Annotated in this window: 14 protein-coding genes; 7 read left to right on the top strand and 7 right to left on the bottom strand. The window is 75.0% G+C overall.

All coding sequences use genetic code 11. The features are described from left to right. Positions 1-184: 184 nt before the first annotated feature. Positions 185-1,828, top strand: coding sequence for a glycosyl hydrolase family 28-related protein (locus G5C62_RS28970; protein ID WP_206330441.1), 1,644 nt, complete (start codon positions 185-187; stop codon positions 1,826-1,828). Positions 1,829-1,870: 42 nt separating this feature from the next. Here the strand turns inward: G5C62_RS28970 and G5C62_RS28965 are convergent, their stop codons facing one another. Next, entirely contained in the window at positions 1,871-2,848 is a 978-nt protein-coding gene (locus tag G5C62_RS28965; RefSeq protein ID WP_164699924.1) for a LacI family DNA-binding transcriptional regulator, read from the bottom strand. A gap of 45 nt (positions 2,849-2,893) precedes the next feature. Further along, positions 2,894-3,634, bottom strand: coding sequence for a YitT family protein (locus G5C62_RS28960; protein WP_206330442.1), 741 nt, complete (start codon positions 3,632-3,634; stop codon positions 2,894-2,896). Between the two features lie 61 nt (positions 3,635-3,695). On the opposite strand from G5C62_RS28960, the gene G5C62_RS28955 reads away from it, so the two are divergent. Together G5C62_RS28955 and G5C62_RS28950 are read left to right on the top strand one after the other, a co-directional pair. Beyond that, positions 3,696-5,078 carry a PLP-dependent aminotransferase family protein gene (locus tag G5C62_RS28955; RefSeq protein WP_164699925.1) on the top strand — a complete coding sequence of 461 codons (1,383 nt, stop codon included), beginning with the start codon at positions 3,696-3,698 and terminating at the stop codon, positions 5,076-5,078. A 109-nt stretch (positions 5,079-5,187) separates the two neighbouring features. Next, positions 5,188-5,601: a GNAT family N-acetyltransferase gene (locus tag G5C62_RS28950; protein WP_206330443.1), complete on the top strand. Its 414-nt coding sequence runs from the start codon at positions 5,188-5,190 to the stop codon at positions 5,599-5,601. Between the two features lie 13 nt (positions 5,602-5,614). Here the strand turns inward: G5C62_RS28950 and G5C62_RS28945 are convergent, their stop codons facing one another. The 3 genes from G5C62_RS28945 to G5C62_RS28935 all read right to left on the bottom strand — a co-directional run bounded on the left by G5C62_RS28945 (position 5,615) and on the right by G5C62_RS28935 (position 9,780). Further along, the gene (locus tag G5C62_RS28945) at positions 5,615-8,215 is read right to left on the bottom strand and encodes a bifunctional FO biosynthesis protein CofGH (RefSeq protein ID WP_164699926.1); all 2,601 of its coding nucleotides are present in this window, start codon (positions 8,213-8,215) and stop codon (positions 5,615-5,617) included. Positions 8,216-8,317: 102 nt separating this feature from the next. Next, complete coding sequence (gene bla / locus G5C62_RS28940; protein ID WP_206330444.1) at positions 8,318-9,238, bottom strand: class A beta-lactamase; 921 nt, start codon at positions 9,236-9,238, stop codon at positions 8,318-8,320. A 32-nt stretch (positions 9,239-9,270) separates the two neighbouring features. Continuing rightward, a complete protein-coding gene (locus tag G5C62_RS28935; protein WP_052091254.1) occupies positions 9,271-9,780 on the bottom strand; it encodes a flavin reductase family protein in 510 nt (169 codons plus the stop codon). A 26-nt stretch (positions 9,781-9,806) separates the two neighbouring features. Between G5C62_RS28935 and G5C62_RS28930 the strand changes: the two genes are divergently transcribed. The 3 genes from G5C62_RS28930 (at position 9,807) to G5C62_RS28920 (ending at position 13,136) form a co-directional block, all read left to right on the top strand. After that, the gene (locus G5C62_RS28930; RefSeq protein WP_164699928.1) at positions 9,807-11,231 is read left to right on the top strand and encodes an NAD(P)/FAD-dependent oxidoreductase; all 1,425 of its coding nucleotides are present in this window, start codon (positions 9,807-9,809) and stop codon (positions 11,229-11,231) included. 3 nt (positions 11,232-11,234) lie between these two features. Next, positions 11,235-12,221, top strand: coding sequence for an NAD(+)/NADH kinase (locus G5C62_RS28925; RefSeq protein ID WP_164699929.1), 987 nt, complete (start codon positions 11,235-11,237; stop codon positions 12,219-12,221). A gap of 84 nt (positions 12,222-12,305) precedes the next feature. Next, a complete protein-coding gene (locus G5C62_RS28920) occupies positions 12,306-13,136 on the top strand; it encodes an SGNH/GDSL hydrolase family protein (RefSeq protein WP_164699930.1) in 831 nt (276 codons plus the stop codon). A 54-nt stretch (positions 13,137-13,190) separates the two neighbouring features. On the opposite strand, the gene G5C62_RS28915 is transcribed toward G5C62_RS28920, so the two are convergent. Continuing rightward, positions 13,191-15,506 (bottom strand): bifunctional diguanylate cyclase/phosphodiesterase, encoded by a 2,316-nt coding sequence (locus G5C62_RS28915; RefSeq protein WP_241175669.1) that lies wholly within the window; start codon positions 15,504-15,506, stop codon positions 13,191-13,193. Positions 15,507-15,646: 140 nt separating this feature from the next. Beyond that, positions 15,647-15,949, bottom strand: a complete 303-nt coding sequence (locus tag G5C62_RS28910; RefSeq protein ID WP_036336479.1) for a DUF427 domain-containing protein — start codon at positions 15,947-15,949, stop codon at positions 15,647-15,649. Positions 15,950-16,080: 131 nt separating this feature from the next. Here G5C62_RS28910 and G5C62_RS28905 point away from each other — a divergent pair, with 131 nt between their 5' ends. Beyond that, entirely contained in the window at positions 16,081-17,133 is a 1,053-nt protein-coding gene (locus tag G5C62_RS28905) for an LLM class flavin-dependent oxidoreductase (RefSeq protein ID WP_241175670.1), read from the top strand. The last annotated feature ends 108 nt before the right edge of the window (positions 17,134-17,241 follow it).

The raw sequence follows: 17,241 nt of genomic DNA, 5'->3' as shown, positions 1-17,241 counted from the left end.
CGGCTGTGGATGGGCGAGACGCGCGTGCCTCCGCACACCGGCTCCGGCGACCACCACCACGGCGACTCGGAGACCGCGATCCACGTGCTGCGCGGCCACCCGGTGTTCGTCTTCGCCGAGCACGGCGGTCGAGCAGATCCAGGCCACCCTCGACGCCACCCACGCCCAGCAGGTCGACAACGAGATGGGCACCGAGCGCTACGCCTACCTCTTCGAGCCGGGCACCTACGGCACCGACAGCGACCCGCTGCAGATCAAGGTCGGCTACTACACGGAGATCTCGGGGCTGGGCGCCTCGCCGTCCGACGTGGTGATCAACGGCAAGGTCGAGACCTACAACCGCTGCCTCGCCCCGGACAACTGCATCGCGCTGAACAACTTCTGGCGCACCGTCTCGAACCTGACGATCCAGGTCAACGGCACCGGGCAGGACGGCTGCCGGGCGCCGACGAACTTCTGGGCCGTCTCCCAGGCGGTGTCCATGCGCCGGGTCCAGGTGCAGGGGGGCGACCTCTCGCTGATGGACTACTGCACCGCGGGGCCGCAGTACGCCAGCGGCGGGTTCATCGCCGACTCGACCGCCGGCACCGTCATCAACGGCTCGCAGCAGCAGTGGTACACCCGGAACAGCGTGATCGCCGAGTGGACCAACGGCGTGTGGAACCAGGTCTTCTCCGGCGTCGAGGGCGCTCCGGTCGACGCCACGTTCCCCGACCCGCCGTACACCACGCTGGAGACCACCCCGGTCAGCCGGGAGAAGCCGTTCCTGTTCCTGGACGAGCGCGGCCGCTACGCCGTCCGGGTGCCGGACGCCCAGCGCGACACCCGGGGGGTGAGCTGGGACGACGGGATGACCGCCGGGCGCACCATCCCGCTGTCGGAGTTCCTGGTCGTCACCCCGGACACCGGGTTCGGGCGGATCAACGCGCAGCTCGCCCGGGGTGGGCACCTGCTGTTCACCCCCGGGGTCTACGACGTCGCGCACAGCCTCGAGGTCAAGCGGGCGGACACCGTCGTCCTGGGCATCGGGCACGCGACGCTCACCGCCACCCGCGGGGTCACCCCGCTGGAGGTCGAGGACGTGCCGGGCGTGGTCGTCGCCGGGCTCACCATCGACGCCGGGAGCCAGCTGTCCCCGGTGCTGCTGCAGGTGGGGGACGGCAAGGGCCGGTCCCGGTCCGACGCGGCGGACCCGACGACGCTGTCCGACGTCTACTTCCGGGTCGGCGGCCCGCACGTCGGGAAGGCCGACGTCGCCCTGCAGGTGAACAGCGACCACGTGCTCATCGACCACACCTGGGTGTGGCGCGCCGACCACGGGGTCGAGGACTTCACCGCCGGAGTCAACGGCGACACCGACCGCTGGGGGACCAACGTCGGACGCAACGGCGTGGTCGTCAACGGCGACGACGTCACCGCCACCGGCCTCTTCGTCGAGCACTTCCAGCAGCACAACACCATCTGGAACGGCGAACGCGGCCGGGTCGTGCTGTACCAGAACGAGATCCCCTACGACCCGCCGTCGCAGGCCGACTGGCAGGAGCCGGACGGCACGCTCGGCTGGGCCGGCTACAAGGTCGGTGACCACGTCCGGCAGCACCGGCTGGACGGCGGTGGGGTCTACGGCTACCAGCGCAACGCCGAACCCGGCATCACCACCGAGACGGGGTTCGAGGTGCCGGTCACGCCGGGCGTGCAGCTGCACCACGTCATGACCGTCCACCTGGACGGCATCGGCGTGATCGAGAACGTGGTCAACGACGTGGGGGGCCGGTCGGACGCCAGCACCCAGGGCACGCCGCAGTACGTCGTGGACTACCCGGGCTGACCCGTCGCCGGCGGGCCGGGGCGTCGTGCCCCGGCCCGCCGGTCACGCCGAGCCCCGGACCACCAGCCGCAGCACCTCGGCCCGCTCGGGGGCGGGCGCCGGGGCGCCGTCCAGCGCCGCGGCGACGGCGGTGGCGATGGCCCGGGCCTGCACTCCTGCGTCCTGGGCGACGGTGGTCAGCGCCGGGTCGCTCAGCCGTGCGGCGGGGACGTCGTCGACCCCGATCACCGCGACGTCGCCCGGTACCGACAGCCCGCAGCCGCGCACGCCGGCGACGACCGCGAGCGCCACCTCGTCGTTGTAGGCGGCCACCGCGGTGACCCCCGCGCTCCGCCAGGCGCGGACGGCGGCGGTGGCCGAAGCGACGTCCAGGTCGACGTCCTGCACCACCGGCGCGGCCAGCCCGCGGCGCGCGCACTCGGCGCGGACCCCGCTGAGCCGCCGCTCGGCGAAGTCGGCGAGCCGGGGCTCGACGGGTGCGGCCCAGCCGAGGTGGACGTGCCCGGTGTCGGCCAGGTGCCGCACCTGCAGCTGTCCGACCCGGGTCTGCGGGACGGCGAAGACCGCGCGCGGGTCCTCGTCGAGGGAGGTGTTGAGCACCTGGATCCCGGCCCGGCGCATGGCGTCGGCGTCCTCCGCCCCGAACTCGGTGAAGCCGACGACGGCGCGCGGGGTGACCGCCCGCCAGAGCTCCGCCAGCGGGCGAGGCCCCCGGCCGTGGTGCACCAGCACCGACAGCTGCCGGTCGGCCAGCTCCCGGGTCAGCTCGTCGAGGACGGTGTCGAGGACCGGCCCCACCGTCCAGTTCGGCAGCACGCAGAGCACCAGGTCGCTGCGGCCGCTGCGCAGCGTCCGGGCAGCGGCCGAGGGGGAGTAGCCGAGCCGGGCCGCCGCGGCCAGCACCCGTTCCCGGGTGTCGGCGGAGATCATCGCGCCGTGCTTGTCGTTGAGCACGTAGCTCACCGTCGTCCGGCTGACGCCGCTCTCCAGGGCGACGTCGGCGCTGGTGACCCGTGGCACGTCTCTCCTCCCGCCCGGTGTGCTGCGGTGATCGTGCCGTACCGGTCACGGACGGGGAACGCGCTCGCTCGCCGACCGGGCGCCGGCACCCGACCGCAGGGCCGGGACGGTGCGCCGGCCGGCCCAGCTCCGCGATCGCCGCCGCTGGCGCGGTGGTGTCGCCGGCCGCGCTGCTGACCGCTCCGGACGCAGGCTCAGTGCGGGCAGCGTGCGGTGCACCAACGGGCCGATGCCGAGCGCGTACAGCACGGTGCCGACGCCGACGTTGCCCCCGAGCGCCCAGCCGGTGGCCAGGACGCCGACCTCGATCGTCGTGCGGACGACCCGCAGCGACATCCCGCGCGCGGCCAGGCCGGTGCTGAGCCCGTCGCGGGGGCCGGCGCCGAGGCCCGCACCGATGTACGCGCCGGTGGCGATCCCGTTGAGGAGGATGCCGACCAGCAGCAGCGGCACCCGGACCGACAGGGTGGTCGGTGCGGGGACCAGGGCCAGCGTGGCGTCGAGGGCGACGCCGAGCACCAGCACGTTGCCGACGGTCCCGACGCCCGGCCGGAGTCGCAGCGGGACCCAGGCCAGCAGGACCAGCGCGCCGACGAGGATGGTCCAGGTGCCGATGGACAGGCCGAAGCTGCGGGACAGCCCCTGGTGCAGCACGGCCCACGGCATCTGCCCGAGTCCGGCCTGCAGCATCAATCCGGAGCTGAAGCCGTAGAGCAGCAGCCCGGCGAGCAGGAGCACCGCGCGGGTGGGGCGACGGTCGAGGGGCATCGGGTCGATCAGGAGCATGCCCTCACCCAAACCGAGCTTGGCCTTGTCCGAACAGGGCCAAGTGGACGACGATGGCCCGGTGCGCACCGACCGGCTGGCCGACCTCCTGGGACCCTGGCTGGACGGCGGCCGGGCCTACGCCGGTGTGGCCGCCGGGATCCGCGGCCTCGCGCTCGACGGCCGGCTGTCGGTGGGCGCCCGGGTGCCGTCGGAACGGCAGCTGGCCCAGGCGCTGGGCCTGAGCCGCACCACCGTCACCGCCGCCTACGACGTGCTGCGTGGTGAGGGCTACCTGCACAGCGCGGCAGGCGCCGGGAGCCGGGTGACCCTGCCGTCGTCCGCGCCGGTCCGCCCGGACGCCGACCCGGGGGAGCCGGCCGTCGTCCGGGACCTCACCATCGCGGCGGCCCCGGCACCCGCCCAGCTGCTCGACGCCGTCGCCGGGGCCACCGCCGACCTGCGCCCGCTGCTGGCCGGCCACGGCCTGCACCCCTACGGCCTGCCGGCGTTGCGCACCGCGATCGCCGGGCACCTGACCCGTCGCGGCCTGGCCACCGAACCGGAGCAGGTGCTGGTCACCAACGGGGCGCTGGCGGGCTGGGACCTGCTGCTGCGCACCGTCACCCGGCCCGGGCAGCGGGCACTGGTCGAACAGCCCACCTACCCGGCGGCGCTGGACTGCCTCGCGGCCCACCACCTGCGGCCGGTCGCGCTGCCGGTGGGCGCCGACGGCTGGGAGCTGCCGGGCGCCGCAGCCGACGTCGCGCTGGTGACCCCGGACGGGCAGAACCCGACCGGCCTGCTCGCCGACGACGGCCAGCGCCGGGCGTTGCTGGCCGCCGTCGACGCCCCGGTGGTCGCCACGGACGAGACGTTCGCCGAGCTGGTGCTCGACGGCGCCCGGCCCACCGCGCTCGCCGCGCTCGACCGCCGGGTCGTGACCCTCGGCTCGATGAGCAAGGCGTACTGGTCGGGGCTGCGGGTGGGCTGGGTGCGGGCGGACCCGACGCTGCTGGCCCGGCTGGCCCAGGCGCGCGGCACGGTCGACCTCAGCAGCCCGGTGCTGGAGCAGTTGGTCGCCGCCCGGCTGCTCGCCGTCGCCGACGACGTGCTCGCCGACCGGGTCGGCTGGCTGACCGCCGCCCGGGACGGGCTGCTCGCCGCACTCGCCGCACGACTGCCGGACTGGCGCGTCGAGCGGCCGCGGGCCGGCTCGGTGCTCTGGGCGCAGCTGCCGGGGGAGAGCTCCACCCGGCTCGCCGCGCACGCCCTCGACCTGGGCCTACGGGTGACTCCGGGGCCGCGGTTCACCGTCGACGGCACCGCCGACCGGTGGCTCCGGCTGCCGCTGAGCGTGCCGCCGGAGCAGGCCGACGAGGTGGCCGCCGTGCTGCAGGCGGCCTGGGCGCGCACGGCGAGCGGGGCGAACAGCCGCCGCACGCCGTCCCGCTGGACCGCCTGACGTCCAGTGTCACGGGCAGGTGCCCCGCACCTGCGGACTCCACCGACCCACCCGCAGCCGGAGCCGGCCGGCCCAGGCTCGCCGGCGACGTGGGCGACATGATGTCCGGGTGATCCCAGAGGGCTACGAGCTGCGCGACGTCGCGCCACAGGTCGAGGAGTACCTGACACTGCGGCGGCGGTCCGGGCTGTCGCCGAAGACGTCGAACCAGGCCACCGCGGCCCTGTCGGGCAGTTGGGCGGCGGCTTCGGTGGTGCACTCGGGGACGGCGGTCGCCATGGGCCGGGTGATCGGGGACGGCGGCTGGTACTTCCACGTGGTCGACATGGCGGTGCTGCCGGAGCACCAGCGGCGGGGGCTGGGCGATGCCGTGCTCACCCGGCTGCTGGCACGCATCGCGGCGGTCGCTCCGCCGAACGCCTACGTCAACCTGCTCGCCGATCCACCCGGCCGCCGGCTGTACGCCCGGCACGGCTTCGTCGAGACGGCACCGGACTCGATCGGGATGGCCCTGCGGTTCTGATGGTCGGCCTTGATCAGAGCAGCTTGAGGGTGAGCGCCTGACGGCCCTCCTCCGAGCGGGCGGTGGCCATCCGCTCGGCGCTCGGGGTGCCGTACTCCGTCGTCCGCTGGCGGGCCGGCCGGCCGATCGCGGCGGCCATCGCCTCCAGCTCGGCGATCGTCTTCAGCGACCCGTTGCCGGAGCCCGCCATCCGGCTGATCGTCTCCTCCATCAGCGTGCCGCCCAGGTCGTTGGCACCGCCGTCGAGCATCGCCTGGGTGCCGGTGTCGCCGAGCTTCACCCACGAGGTCTGGATGTTGTCGATCCGACCGTGCAGCAGCAGCCGGGCCACGGCGTGCACCGCCCGGTTCTCCCGGTTCGTCGGCCCCGGGCGGGCCACCCCGGCCAGGTAGATCGGCGCGTTGTGGTGCACGAAGGGCAGCAGCACGAACTCGCGGAAGCCGCCGGTCCGGTCCTGGAGCGCAGCCAGGGTCCGCAGGTGGCCGACCCAGTGGGCGGGGGTGTCGACGTGGCCGTACATCATCGTCGAGGTCGTCGGCAGGCCCACGGTGTGCGCCGTCTCGACGATCTCCAGCCAGGTCGCCGTCGGCAGCTTGCCCTTGGTGAGCACCCAGCGGACGTCGTCGTCCAGGATCTCCGCCGCGGTGCCGGGGAGGGAGTCGACCCCGGCCTCCTTCGCCGCGGTGAGGAAGTCGCGGAAGCTCAACCCGGTGCGGGCGGCGCCGTTCACCACCTCCATCGGCGAGAAGGCGTGCAGGTGGATGTCGGGACGGCGCGACTTCACCTCCCGGGCCAGGTCGAAGTAGGCGGTGCCGGGCAGGTCGGGGTGGATGCCGCCCTGCATGCAGATCTCGGTGGCCCCGCCGGCCCAGGCCTCGTCGACCCGGTCGCCGACCTGCTGCATCGACAGGGTGAAGGCGTCGGCGTCGGTGCGCCGCTGGGCGAACGCGCAGAACCGGCAGCCGGTGTAGCAGACGTTGGTGAAGTTGACGTTCCGGTTCACCACGTAGGTGACGTCGTCGCCGTTGACGTCCCGGCGGACGGCGTCGGCCAGCGCGCACAGGTGCTCGAGGTCGGTGCCGTCGGCGCCGAGCAGGGTCAGGTACTCGGCGTCGGAGAGCCCTGCCGGGTCCTGCTCGGCGTGCAGCAGCGCGGCCAGCACCTCCCGGTCGCCGACGGTCAGCGCGGTCGACGAGCCGTCGCGGGCGGCGACGGTCGCCTCGCGCAGCTCCGACCAGTCGCCGTAGACGGCGTCGAAGTCGCTGCGCCGGTCGCCGGTGCGGCCCACGGTGTCGATCTCGGTGTGCAGGTCGACCCGGCCGGAGGAGGTCCAGGCCTCGTCCGGCTCCTGCCACGGCAGGCCCACCGGGAGCCGGCCCTCCACCGCCAGGCCGTCGGAGCCGGCGAGCGCGGAGACGTGTGGGCGCACCCGCGGGTCCAGCCACGGCTCGGGCTGGGTCACGTAGCCGGGCTGGGCGGCCAGCCGCTCGCGCAGCGTGAACCCGGCCTCGGCGCTCAGCGCGGCGAGCTTGTCGATGTTCGGCCACGGCCGCTCCGGGTTGACGTGGTCAGGGGTGAGCGGGGAGACCCCGCCCCAGTCGTCGACGCCGGCACGCAGCAGCAGGCCGAGCTCGGTCGAGTCGCTGAGGTTCGGCGGTGCCTGCACCCGGGCGGCCGGGCCCAGCATCAGCCGGCTGACCGCGACCGCGGCCACGTACTCCTGCAGGTCCAGGTCGTCGTGGGCGGCCATCGCGGTGCGCGGCTTGGCCCGGAAGTTCTGCACGATGACCTCTTGCACGTGCTGGTGCCGCCGGGCCGAGGCGCGGATCTCGGCGATCGCGTCGACCCGCTCGGCGTAGTTCTCCCCGATGCCCAGCAGCACGCCGGTGGTGAACGGGACGGCGGAACGGCCGGCGTCCTCCAGCACCCGCAGCCGGACGGCGGGCTCCTTGTCCGGGCTGCCGAAGTGCGGGCCGCCCTTCTCCGACCAGAGCCGGGTCGCCGTCGTCTCCAGCATCATCCCCATCGAGGCGGCGACCGGCTTGAGCCGCTGGATCTCCTCCCACGACAGCACGCCGGGGTTCAGGTGGGGGAGCAGCCCGGTCTCCTCCAGCACCCGGATCGCCATCGCCCGCAGGTAGCCCAGCGTCGAGTCGAAGCCGTGCGCCTCCAGCCACTCGGCGGCGACCGGCCAGCGCTCCTCCGGACGGTCGCCCAGGGTGAACAGCGCCTCCTTGCACCCCAGCGCGGCCCCGGCCCGGGCGACGTCGAGCACCTCGTCCGGCGACAGGAACGGCGCCTTGCCCTGCGCGCGGAGCTGGCCGGGCGTGGTCACGAACGTGCAGTAGTGGCACCGGTCGCGGCACAGGTGGGTGAGCGGGATGAACACCTTGCGGCTGTACGTGACCACCCCCGGGCGGCCGGCCGAGGCGAGCCCGGCGTTCCGCACCCGGGAGGCCGCGGTCAGCAGCCGGTCCAGCGGTTCGCCCTCGCCCAGCCCGCGGGCGTGCAGCAGGGTCTCGGCCTCGGTGGCGTCCAGCGTCACCCCGCGCTCGGCGCGCACCAGGGCACGGCGGAGGGCAGAGGGCGACGGGGCGGGGAGTGACTGGCTCATCTCCGCTCCGACGCTATCCCCGTGGGCTGACACCCGCGCCCCCCAGCCCCCGGCCCGGCCACCCCTGCGGCCACCAGAATGGCCATTTCGGTGGTCACGGGGTCAGCTCAGGGCGGTGACGGCGATGTCGGTGGCGCGGGCGATGAGTGCGTCGGAGTACTCGGCGTCCGCCTCGTCCCGGCTGGAGAGCACCGCGAGCACGATCGGGGCGCCGTCCGGTGGCCAGACCACGGCGATGTCGTTGCGGGTGCCGTGGCCGCCGCCCCCGGACTTGTCCGCGACCTGCCAGTCCGCCGGCACGCCGGCCCGGACGAGGGTGCCGCCGGTCGCGTTGTCCCGCATCCACCCGGTGAGCAGGTCGCGGTCGGCCGGGTCGAGGGCGTCTCCCAGCAGCACGGCCTGCAGGTCGGTGGCCAGGGCGCGGGGCGTGCTGGTGTCCCGCACGTCACCGGGGACGGCGGTGTTCAGCGCGGTCTCGGTCCGGTCCACCGACGTCACGTCGTCGCCGAGGTCGCGCAGCGCCTGCTCCAGGCCTGCCGGGCCGCCGAGCCGGTCGAACAGCAGGTTCGCCGCGGTGTTGTCGCTGTGCTGCACCGCCGCCGCGGCCAGCTCGCGCAGCGGCAGGCCCGCGCCGACGTGTGCCTCGGTCACGGGGGAGTGGGGCACCAGGTCCTCGGCGGTGTAGGTGACGACCTGGTCGAGCTCGGCGTCGCTGGTCCGGTCCAGCACCGCGGCGGCCGACAGCGCCTTGTGCGTGGAGGCGTAGCCGAACCGCTCGTCGGCGCGGTGCGCGACGACCTGCCCGGACCCGGTGTCGACCGCGTAGAGCCCCAGCCGGGCGTCGAACTCGCCCTCCAGCGCCGTCAGCGCCTCCCCGACCGCCGGGGCGGGGGTGGCAGGGAGGGTGCTCGACGACGGGGCGGACGACGAGGACGACGGCGCCGCCACCGGACCCGGACCGCCCGAGCAGCCCGCGAGCGCCAGCAGCGCCGTCAGCGCCACGGCCGCCCGCTGCGCACGCACCGGGAGACCTTGGTCGGCGCACAGCGGCCGCATCACGGCCGCCGCAGGGGTGCACCGACGCCGTCGGCCCAGCGGCCGCGCAGTCGCACCAGCGGGTCGCCGTCCCCGAGCACCGGGACGCCCTCCACCGTCAGCAGCACCACGACGTGGCTGCCGGCCTCGACCACCGAGGCGACCGTGCAGTCCAGCGCCGCAAGCGCGCCGTCCAGCACGATCGCGTCGCTGACCGGGGCGCGGTGCCAGGGCACCGACTCCAGCAGGTGTCGGGCGCTGGGCCGCCCCGCCGAGGCGAACCGGCTGGCCAGGATCGCCTGGTCGGTGCTCAGCACGTTCACCGCGCCGCTGCCGATGCCCTGCAGCACCTCGGCCGGGTACCCGTCGGCGGCCAGCCCGAGGGCGATGAGCGGCGGGTCGGCGGAGACGCTCATCACCGAGGTGACCGTCGTCCCGACGTCGTCGATGTCGTCGCGCACCGTCAACAGCACGACCCCCGCGGCGTACTGGCGCAGGGCGGCGGCGTGGTCGGCGGGATCGACAGGCACGGGGGTCAGTCGACCACAATGCCGAGGTGACCACTGCGAAGCAGACGTACGACGTCATCGTCCTGGGTGCCGGATCGACAGGGGAGAACGTCGCCGACATCGCCACCCGCGGCGGGCTGAGCACGGTGCTGGTGGAGAGCGAGCTGGTGGGCGGCGAGTGCTCGTACTGGGCGTGCATGCCCAGCAAGGCGCTGCTGCGGGGCAGCGAGGCGCTGGCCCAGGCCCGCGCCGTGTCCGGCGCCGCGGCCGCGGTCACCGGCGAGCAGGACGTCGCCGCCACCCTCGACCGCCGGGACGGCTTCACCAGCCACTGGGACGACGCCGGCCAGGCGCAGTGGGTCGAGAGCGCCGGGATCACCCTGGTGCGCGGGCACGGGCGGCTGGTGGGGGAGAAGCGGGTCGTCGTGGCCCAGGACGACGGCACGGACCTGGTGCTGCTCGCCCGGCACGCCGTCGCCGTCTGCACCGGGTCCCGCGGCGCCGTCCCGCCGGTCGAGGGCCTGGCCGACGTGCAGCCGTGGACCCCGCGGGAGGCGACCAGCGCGAAGGAGGCGCCGGGCCGGCTGCTGGTGCTCGGTGGCGGCTACGTCGGCAGCGAGATGGCCACCGCCTGGCAGCAGCTGGGCTCCTCGGTGACCCTGCTGCAGCGCGGGGGCCGGCTGCTGCCGGCCCTGGAGCCGGCCGCCGGCGAGGCGGTCGAGGCGTCGCTGCGGGCGATGGGCGTCGACGTCCGGCTGAACAGCGAGGTGCGCTCGGCCCGCCGGGAGGACGGCGGCGACGTGGTGCTCACGACCGCCGACGGGGAGTTCCGCGGCGACGAGGTGCTGGTCGCCACCGGCCGCGCCGCCAACACCGACGAGATCGGGCTGGACACGGTCGGCCTGGAGCCGGGCCGGTACCTGGACGTCGACGAGTCGCTGCAGGTGCCCGGCGTCCCGTGGCTCTACGGCGTCGGCGACGTCAACGGCCGCCAGCAGCTGACCCACATGGGCAAGTACCAGGCGCGCCAGGCCGGCGCCGCGATCGTCGCCCGGGCGCGCGACGAGGAGGTCGACCTGGCCGACTGGTCGCCGTTCGTCGCCACCGCCGACCGGCGGGCGACGCCGAGCGTGGTGTTCACCGACCCGCAGGTCGCCGCGGTCGGGCTGACCGCCGTGGAGGCCGCCGACGCCGGCGTCCCGCACCGGGTCGTGGAGTACCCGATCGGCAGCATCGCCGGCGCCTCGCTCTTCGCCGACGGCTACGCCGGGACGGCGATCGCCGTGGTGGACACCGAGCGCGAGGTGCTGCTCGGCGTCACGTTCGTCGGCTCCGGGGTGGCCGAGCTGCTGCACTCGGCAACGATCGCGGTGGTCGGCGAGGTGCCGATCAGCCGGCTCTGGCACGCCGTCCCGTCCTACCCGACGATCAGCGAGAGCTGGCTGCGCCTGCTCGAGACGTACCGGGGCTGACGGGTGCACGACGGGAGCCGGATCGGCCTCGTGCTGCACCCGCACCGCGACTGCGTGGGCGCGGTGGCCCAGGTGCTGGCCTGGACCACGACGCACGGGGTGGAGCTGGTCGCCGCGGCAGCGGACGTCGAGCGGCTGCACCTGCACGGTGTGACGCCGGTGGACGTCGCCGAGCTGGCCAGCAGCTGCGACGGGATCATCGCCCTCGGCGGTGACGGCACGCTGCTCGGCGCGATGCGGATGGTGGTCGCCGACCCCGTCCCGGTGCTGGGCGTCAACTTCGGCCGGCTGGGCTTCCTCACCGAGGTCGAGGGCCAGGAGCTGGACGGGGCGCTCACCGCGCTGGCCGAGGGCCGCTCGACGCTGGAGTCGCGCAGCTGTCTGGTGGTGCGGGGGCCGGGCTGGGAGACCGTGGCCTTCAACGACGTCGTCCTGGCCCGGGTGCCGGGGGAGGGCATGGTCGACGCGACCCTGTCGGTGGCCGGCCGCCGTTACGGCCACTACCGGAGCGACGCGCTGATCATCGCCACCCCCATGGGGTCGACGGCCTACAACTTCGCCGCCGGCGGTCCGGTGATGTCCCCCGGGGCCGCGGGCGTGCTCGTCACCCCGTCGGCGCCGTTGAACGGCATCGACCGCACCGTGGTGCTGGGGCCGCACGAGCCGCTGCACCTGGCGCTGCCCGAGACCGCCGGGCACCCGGCCGTGGAGGTGGACGGCCTGGTGGTCGGTCGCCTGGGCCCGGGGGACGAGCTGCACGTCGAGGCCCGCGCGGACGCCGGGCTGCTGGTGCGGCTGGACGACTGGCTGGCCGCCGACCGCAGCCGGGTCAAGCTCTCGCTGCTGGACCTCCCGCTGTTGCCGGAGGAGCTGATGGAGCTGGTGCCCGAGGAGCTTCGCCGACGGACACCGGGCGGGGTGCCGGCCCCGGGCACCGGCCCGGCGCGCGCCCCGCAGGGCGCCCGCGGGCCCGGCGACGAGGTCGGCTGAGCCGGCCGGCGGCAACGGGGCGACGCGGGGGCCGGCCGGACCCCGTCACCCTGGCGCCCGGTGGGGCGTGGTGCAGTAGGGGACGTGCAACCGGGCAGTGATCGTCGGACGTGGCAGCGGTACATCGCGCTGGGGGACTCCTTCACCGAGGGCCTCAGCGACCCCGAGCCCGGGACGCCGGACTCCTTCCGGGGCTGGGCCGACAGGCTCGCCGAGCACCTCGCCGCGGCCTCGCCGTCGGGCACCGTCGAGTACGCGAACCTCGCCGTCCGCGGCCGGCTGCTGGCGCAGGTGCTGACCGAGCAGGTGCCGGTCGCGCTCGCCTCCGGACCCGACCTGGTGAGCCTGGTCGCCGGTGGCAACGACCTGCTGCGCCCGGGCGCCGACCCCGACCAGCTGGCCGCGGACCTGGAGGCCGCCGTCGCCTCCCTCCGCGCGGCCGGAGCCGACGTGCTGCTGGCCACCGGCGTGGACCCACGGCAGACGCCGATCATCCGCCGCACCCGGGGCCGGGTCGCGGTCTTCAACACCCACCTGTGGTCGATCGCCGCCCGGCAGGGCGCCGTCGTGCTGGACCAGTGGGGCGCCTCCTGGGTCCAGGACGCGCGGATGTGGGACCCGGGCGACCGGATCCACCTGACGCCCGAGGGGCACCGACGGACGGCGCTCGCCGCCGCGGCCGCGCTGGGCGTCCCGGTGGCCGGCGACGACACGGACTGGCGCACCCCGCTGGACCCGGCGCCGCCGCTGCCGGTGCGGGAGGTGGTCGGCCAGGAACTCGCCTGGGTGCGCGGGTTCGTCCTGCCATGGATCGGCCGCCGGCTGCGCGGTGAGTCCTCGGGCGACGGGCGGGCGGCCAAGCGACCCGATGCGCTCCCGTTGCGCGCCGGCGTCGTCACCGTGCCGGACTCCTGACCAGGGGAACGGACTCCTGACCCGGGGAACGGACGCGCAGGTCCGTTCCCCGGGTCAGCTGCGGCCGACCTCCGGCAGGTCGCCGGTGTCCAGGCCCAGCCGCTGCTGGAAGGACTCCAGCCACGGGCGCAGCCCGGAGAGGTCGGTCGGGTCGGCGGTCAGCGCCCGCAGGTCGCCCAGCTCCGCGGGCTCCCGCGGCCCGGGGACGCCCGGGGCGTCGGGGGCACCGTTGGCGGCCAGCAGCGCACGCAGTTCCAGGAGCGCGCTGGAGGGCCGGAAGACGCCCGGGTCGAAGGAGTCGCCCTGCGGTGACCCCGCCTCGGGCACCTCGTCGCGCACCGGGGCGTCGGCCGACGGCGTGGACGGGGGCTCCGACGTGGTCCCCTGGAGCTCGAAGGAGTCGAGCTGGGGGACGGCGGCGCTGCCCACGGCCGGGCCGGACCCGTCGAGGTCCTGCTCGGCGAGCGCGGCACCCAGGTCGAACCCGGGTCCTGGCTCGTCGTCGTCCGATCCGGACCACTCCGGCTGGGGCCCGGCGGCGGAGCTGTCATCGGCTGCCGGGGCCGGGTCCGGCGTCGGGTGCACCGGCGGGTCGTCGAGGTCACCGAGCCGCGGGGGCGCCGGGTACTCGTCGAGCTCGCGGGCCGGCAGCGGGGCGGGCCGGCCGAAGGCGTAGCCCTGGGCCATCGCGCAGCCGTGCTCGCGCAGCCAGCGGGCCTGCTCGCCGTCCTCGATGCCCTCGGCGATCACCTGCAGGCCCATGCCCTGACCGAGCTGGAGCAGGCCCTGCACCAGGGCCGCGGTGGCCGGCTGGGCGACGATGTCGGCGACGAAGGAGCGGTCGATCTTCAGGGTGTGGATGGGCAGCCGGTGCAGCGCGGTGATGGCGGAGTAGCCGGTGCCGAAGTCGTCCAGCGCCAGGGTCACGCCCGTCTCGGTCACCGTGTCGACGGCGTGCAGCGTCGCGTCCGCGGCGAACAGCGCGGTCGACTCGGTGATCTCCAGCTCCAGCCGGTCCGGCGCCAGCCCCGACTCGGCCAGGGCGTCGGCGACGAGCTCGCTGAAGCCCGGCTCGGCCAGGTGCCGGGCGGAGATGTTCACGTGCACCCGGAGGGAGGGGTCCCAGCCGGCGGCGTCCCAGCAGGCCTGGTGCAGCACCCAGGCGCCCAGGCGGGAGGTGAGTCGGTTGTCCTCGGCGGCGGACAGGAACGCGCCGGGGGGCAGCAGCCCGCGGGTCGGGTGCTGCCAGCGGATGAGCGCCTCGTAGCCCAGCAGGTGCTCGTCGGACAGCGCGACGATCGGTTGGTAGAACAGCCGCAGCTCGCCGGCCTCCAGCGCGTGCCGGAGGTCGGTCTCCAGCTGCAGCTGGTCGACGTAGCCCTCGCCGAGCGCCTCGTCGTGCACCTCGATCCGGCCACGGCCGCCGCTGGCCTTGGCCCGGGCGAGCGCGCTGTGCGCCTGCCGCAGCAGGGCCTCGGGGGCGAGGTCGGACCCCAGCGTCATGCCGACGCTGGCCGACAGGGTCACCTCGCGGTCGAGCACGTGGAAGGGCTCGTCGAGCACGCCGAGCAGGCGGTCGGCCAGGGTGTGCAGCCCTTCGACGTCCTCGACGTCCTCGGCGAGGACGAGGAACTCGTCGGCCCCGAAGCGGACGGCGGTGTCCTCCACCCGGGTGCTCCAGCGCAGCCGGTCGGCGACCTGGCAGAGCAACTGGTCGCCGCCCTCGTGGCCCAGGGAGTCGTTCACGGCGGTGAAGCGGTCCAGGTCCAGGTGCAGCAGCCCGACCAGCGTCCCGCGCCGGCCGGACGCGGCCAGGGCACGCTGCAGCCGCTCGGTGAGGGCCCGCCGGTTGGGCAGCCCGGTCAGCGGGTCGGTGAAGGTGCGCCGGACCAGGTCGTCCTCGACCCGGCGGCGGTCGGTCACGTCGACCAGGGTGAGCAGCACGAACTGCGGCTCGCCGTTGCTGTGGTGGACGAGCTCCTGGGTCTGCATCGCCCAGATGCTGCTGCCGTCCGCGCGGCGCAACCGGCGCTCGCCGACGACCTGCAGCTGGGGGTCCAGCAGCGGGGTGCCGGGCACGTGCTCGGCCGCGCGGTCCTCGAGGGGGACGTCGTCGGGGTGGGTGAGCAGGTCCAGGTGCCGGCCGACGAGCTCGCCGGAGGTCCGGCCGGTCAGCTCGCACATCGCCGGGTTGACGACGAGCAGCCGGCCGTCCGGGTCGACGACGGCCTTGGCGACGGGCGCGGACAGGAAGAGGGCACGGAAGAGCTGGCCGCGGTCGGCCAGCAGCACGTCGGCCGCGCTCAGTCGTCGCCCGGCAGCGCCGGCGGGCCCGGGGGCGCCTGGCGACTCGGGGGCGGGGGTGGTCACCCGGACAGCCTGGACCATGGCCCGCCCCCAGCCGGGGAACCTGCGCGGGACGATTGTGTTCGTGCCGTCACTTTCCGTGACTGGCTGACCTCAGTCGTCCCGCCGGTCCGCTGCGACACACCGACCCCGCCCGCGGCCCGTCACTCGGCGATGGTGACCTCTCGGGAGAAGGCGACGTAGCCGGCGAAGTCCTTGCCGACCCGGTCCACCGCGGACGGCTTGAGGTCGGGGTAGCTCCAGGCGCCGTCCTTGCGGGTGCCCTCCGGCGTGACCACGTCGAAGTACTGGGCCGGCCCCTTCCACGGGCAGGTGTAGGCCGTCGGGCTCTCGGTGAGCGTGCCGGCCGTGACGGCCGACGGCGGGAAGTACCAGTTGCCCTCGATGCGGACGAGCTCGGACTCGGGTGCCTCGGCGATGACGGTGTCCTCGACGGTCGCGCGCATGTGCCTGCTCCTCGGTTCGCTGTGGCTCTGGACACATCCGGCAACGCGCGCACCGCTCCGGGTCATCCCACCGTGGCTCCCGGGAACACCCCCGGCCCCGCCGACGCTCGCCGCAGTGCAGACGACGAGAGGTGAGTGCAGTGGACAAGCGGATCGGTTTCCTGTCCTTCGGGCACTGGCAGCCCATCCCCGGCTCGCAGGTGCGGACCGGGCGGGACGCGCTGGTGCAGAGCGTCGAGCTGGCGGTGGCCGCCGAGGAGCTGGGCCTCGACGGCGCCCACGTGCGGGTGCACCACTTCGCCCGGCAGCTCGCCTCGCCCTTCCCGCTGCTGACCGCCATGGGCATGCGCACCAGCCGGATCGAGCTGGGCACCGGCGTCATCGACATGCGGTACGAGAACCCGCTGTACATGGCCGAGGAGGCCGCGGCCGCCGACCTGCTCATCGGTGAGCGGCTGCAGCTGGGCATCAGCCGCGGCTCACCGGAGACGGCCCTGCGTGGTTCGGAGGCCTTCGGCTACGTGCCGCCGGCGGGCAGCAGCGACGCCGACCTCGCCCGGGAGAAGACGGCGCTGTTCCTGACCGCGATCAGCGGGGCCACCGTCGTGGACGCCGATCCGCGGATGACCGGCGGGGCGTCCGCCCGGCTCGCCGTCCAGCCGCAGTCCCCGGGGCTGCGGCAGCGGATCTGGTGGGGGTCGGGCACCCGGCAGACCGCGGTGTGGACCGCGCAGCAGGGGATGAACCTGATGAGCTCAACCCTGCTGTCCGAGGACACCGGGGTGCCCTTCGACCAGCTGCAGGCCGAGCAGATCGCGCTCTACCGCGCGGCCTGGGCCGAAGCCGGCTGGGCGCACGAACCGCGGGTCTCGGTCAGCCGCAGCGTGCTGCCGATCACCAGCGACCTCGACCGGCAGTACTTCGGCTCGGGTCAGGGCGGCGACGACCAGGTCGGCATCCTGGACGGCGTGCGGGCCCGGTTCGGCAAGAGCTACGTCGGCGAGCCCGACCAGCTGGCCGAGGAGCTGGCCAAGGACGCCGCCGTCCGGGACGCCGACACCCTGCTGCTGACCGTGCCCAACATGCTGGGCGTGGAGTACAACGCCCACCTGCTGGAGACGGTGGCCCGGCACGTCGCCCCGGCCATCGGCTGGGTCGCCCGGTCGGATCGCCCCGCCGGCTGACGGCCGACGGTCAGCTGCGCGGCGCCACTCCCGTGCGGGCCGGCTCCGCAGCGACGGCGAAGAGCTGCGGTTGGTGTCCCTCCCGGCACCGATCAGGGCGATCTGGTC

The organism is Modestobacter sp. KNN46-3, from assembly GCF_011039295.1.
Note: the sequence above shows the minus strand (reverse complement) of the source record. Positions and strands in the feature narration are given on the sequence as shown.

What these genes read in the sequence shown, in the direction of transcription:
- G5C62_RS28970 (WP_206330441.1), top strand. Translation starts at nt 185, where the DNA reads ATGGGCACCGAGCGCTACGCCTACCTCTTCGAGCCGGGCACCTACGGC.
- G5C62_RS28960 (WP_206330442.1), bottom strand. Translation starts at nt 3,634, where the DNA reads ATGCTCCTGATCGACCCGATGCCCCTCGACCGTCGCCCCACCCGCGCG.
- G5C62_RS28945 (WP_164699926.1), bottom strand. Translation starts at nt 8,215, where the DNA reads ATGAGCCAGTCACTCCCCGCCCCGTCGCCCTCTGCCCTCCGCCGTGCC.
- G5C62_RS28910 (WP_036336479.1), bottom strand. Translation starts at nt 15,949, where the DNA reads ATGCGCGCGACCGTCGAGGACACCGTCATCGCCGAGGCACCCGAGTCC.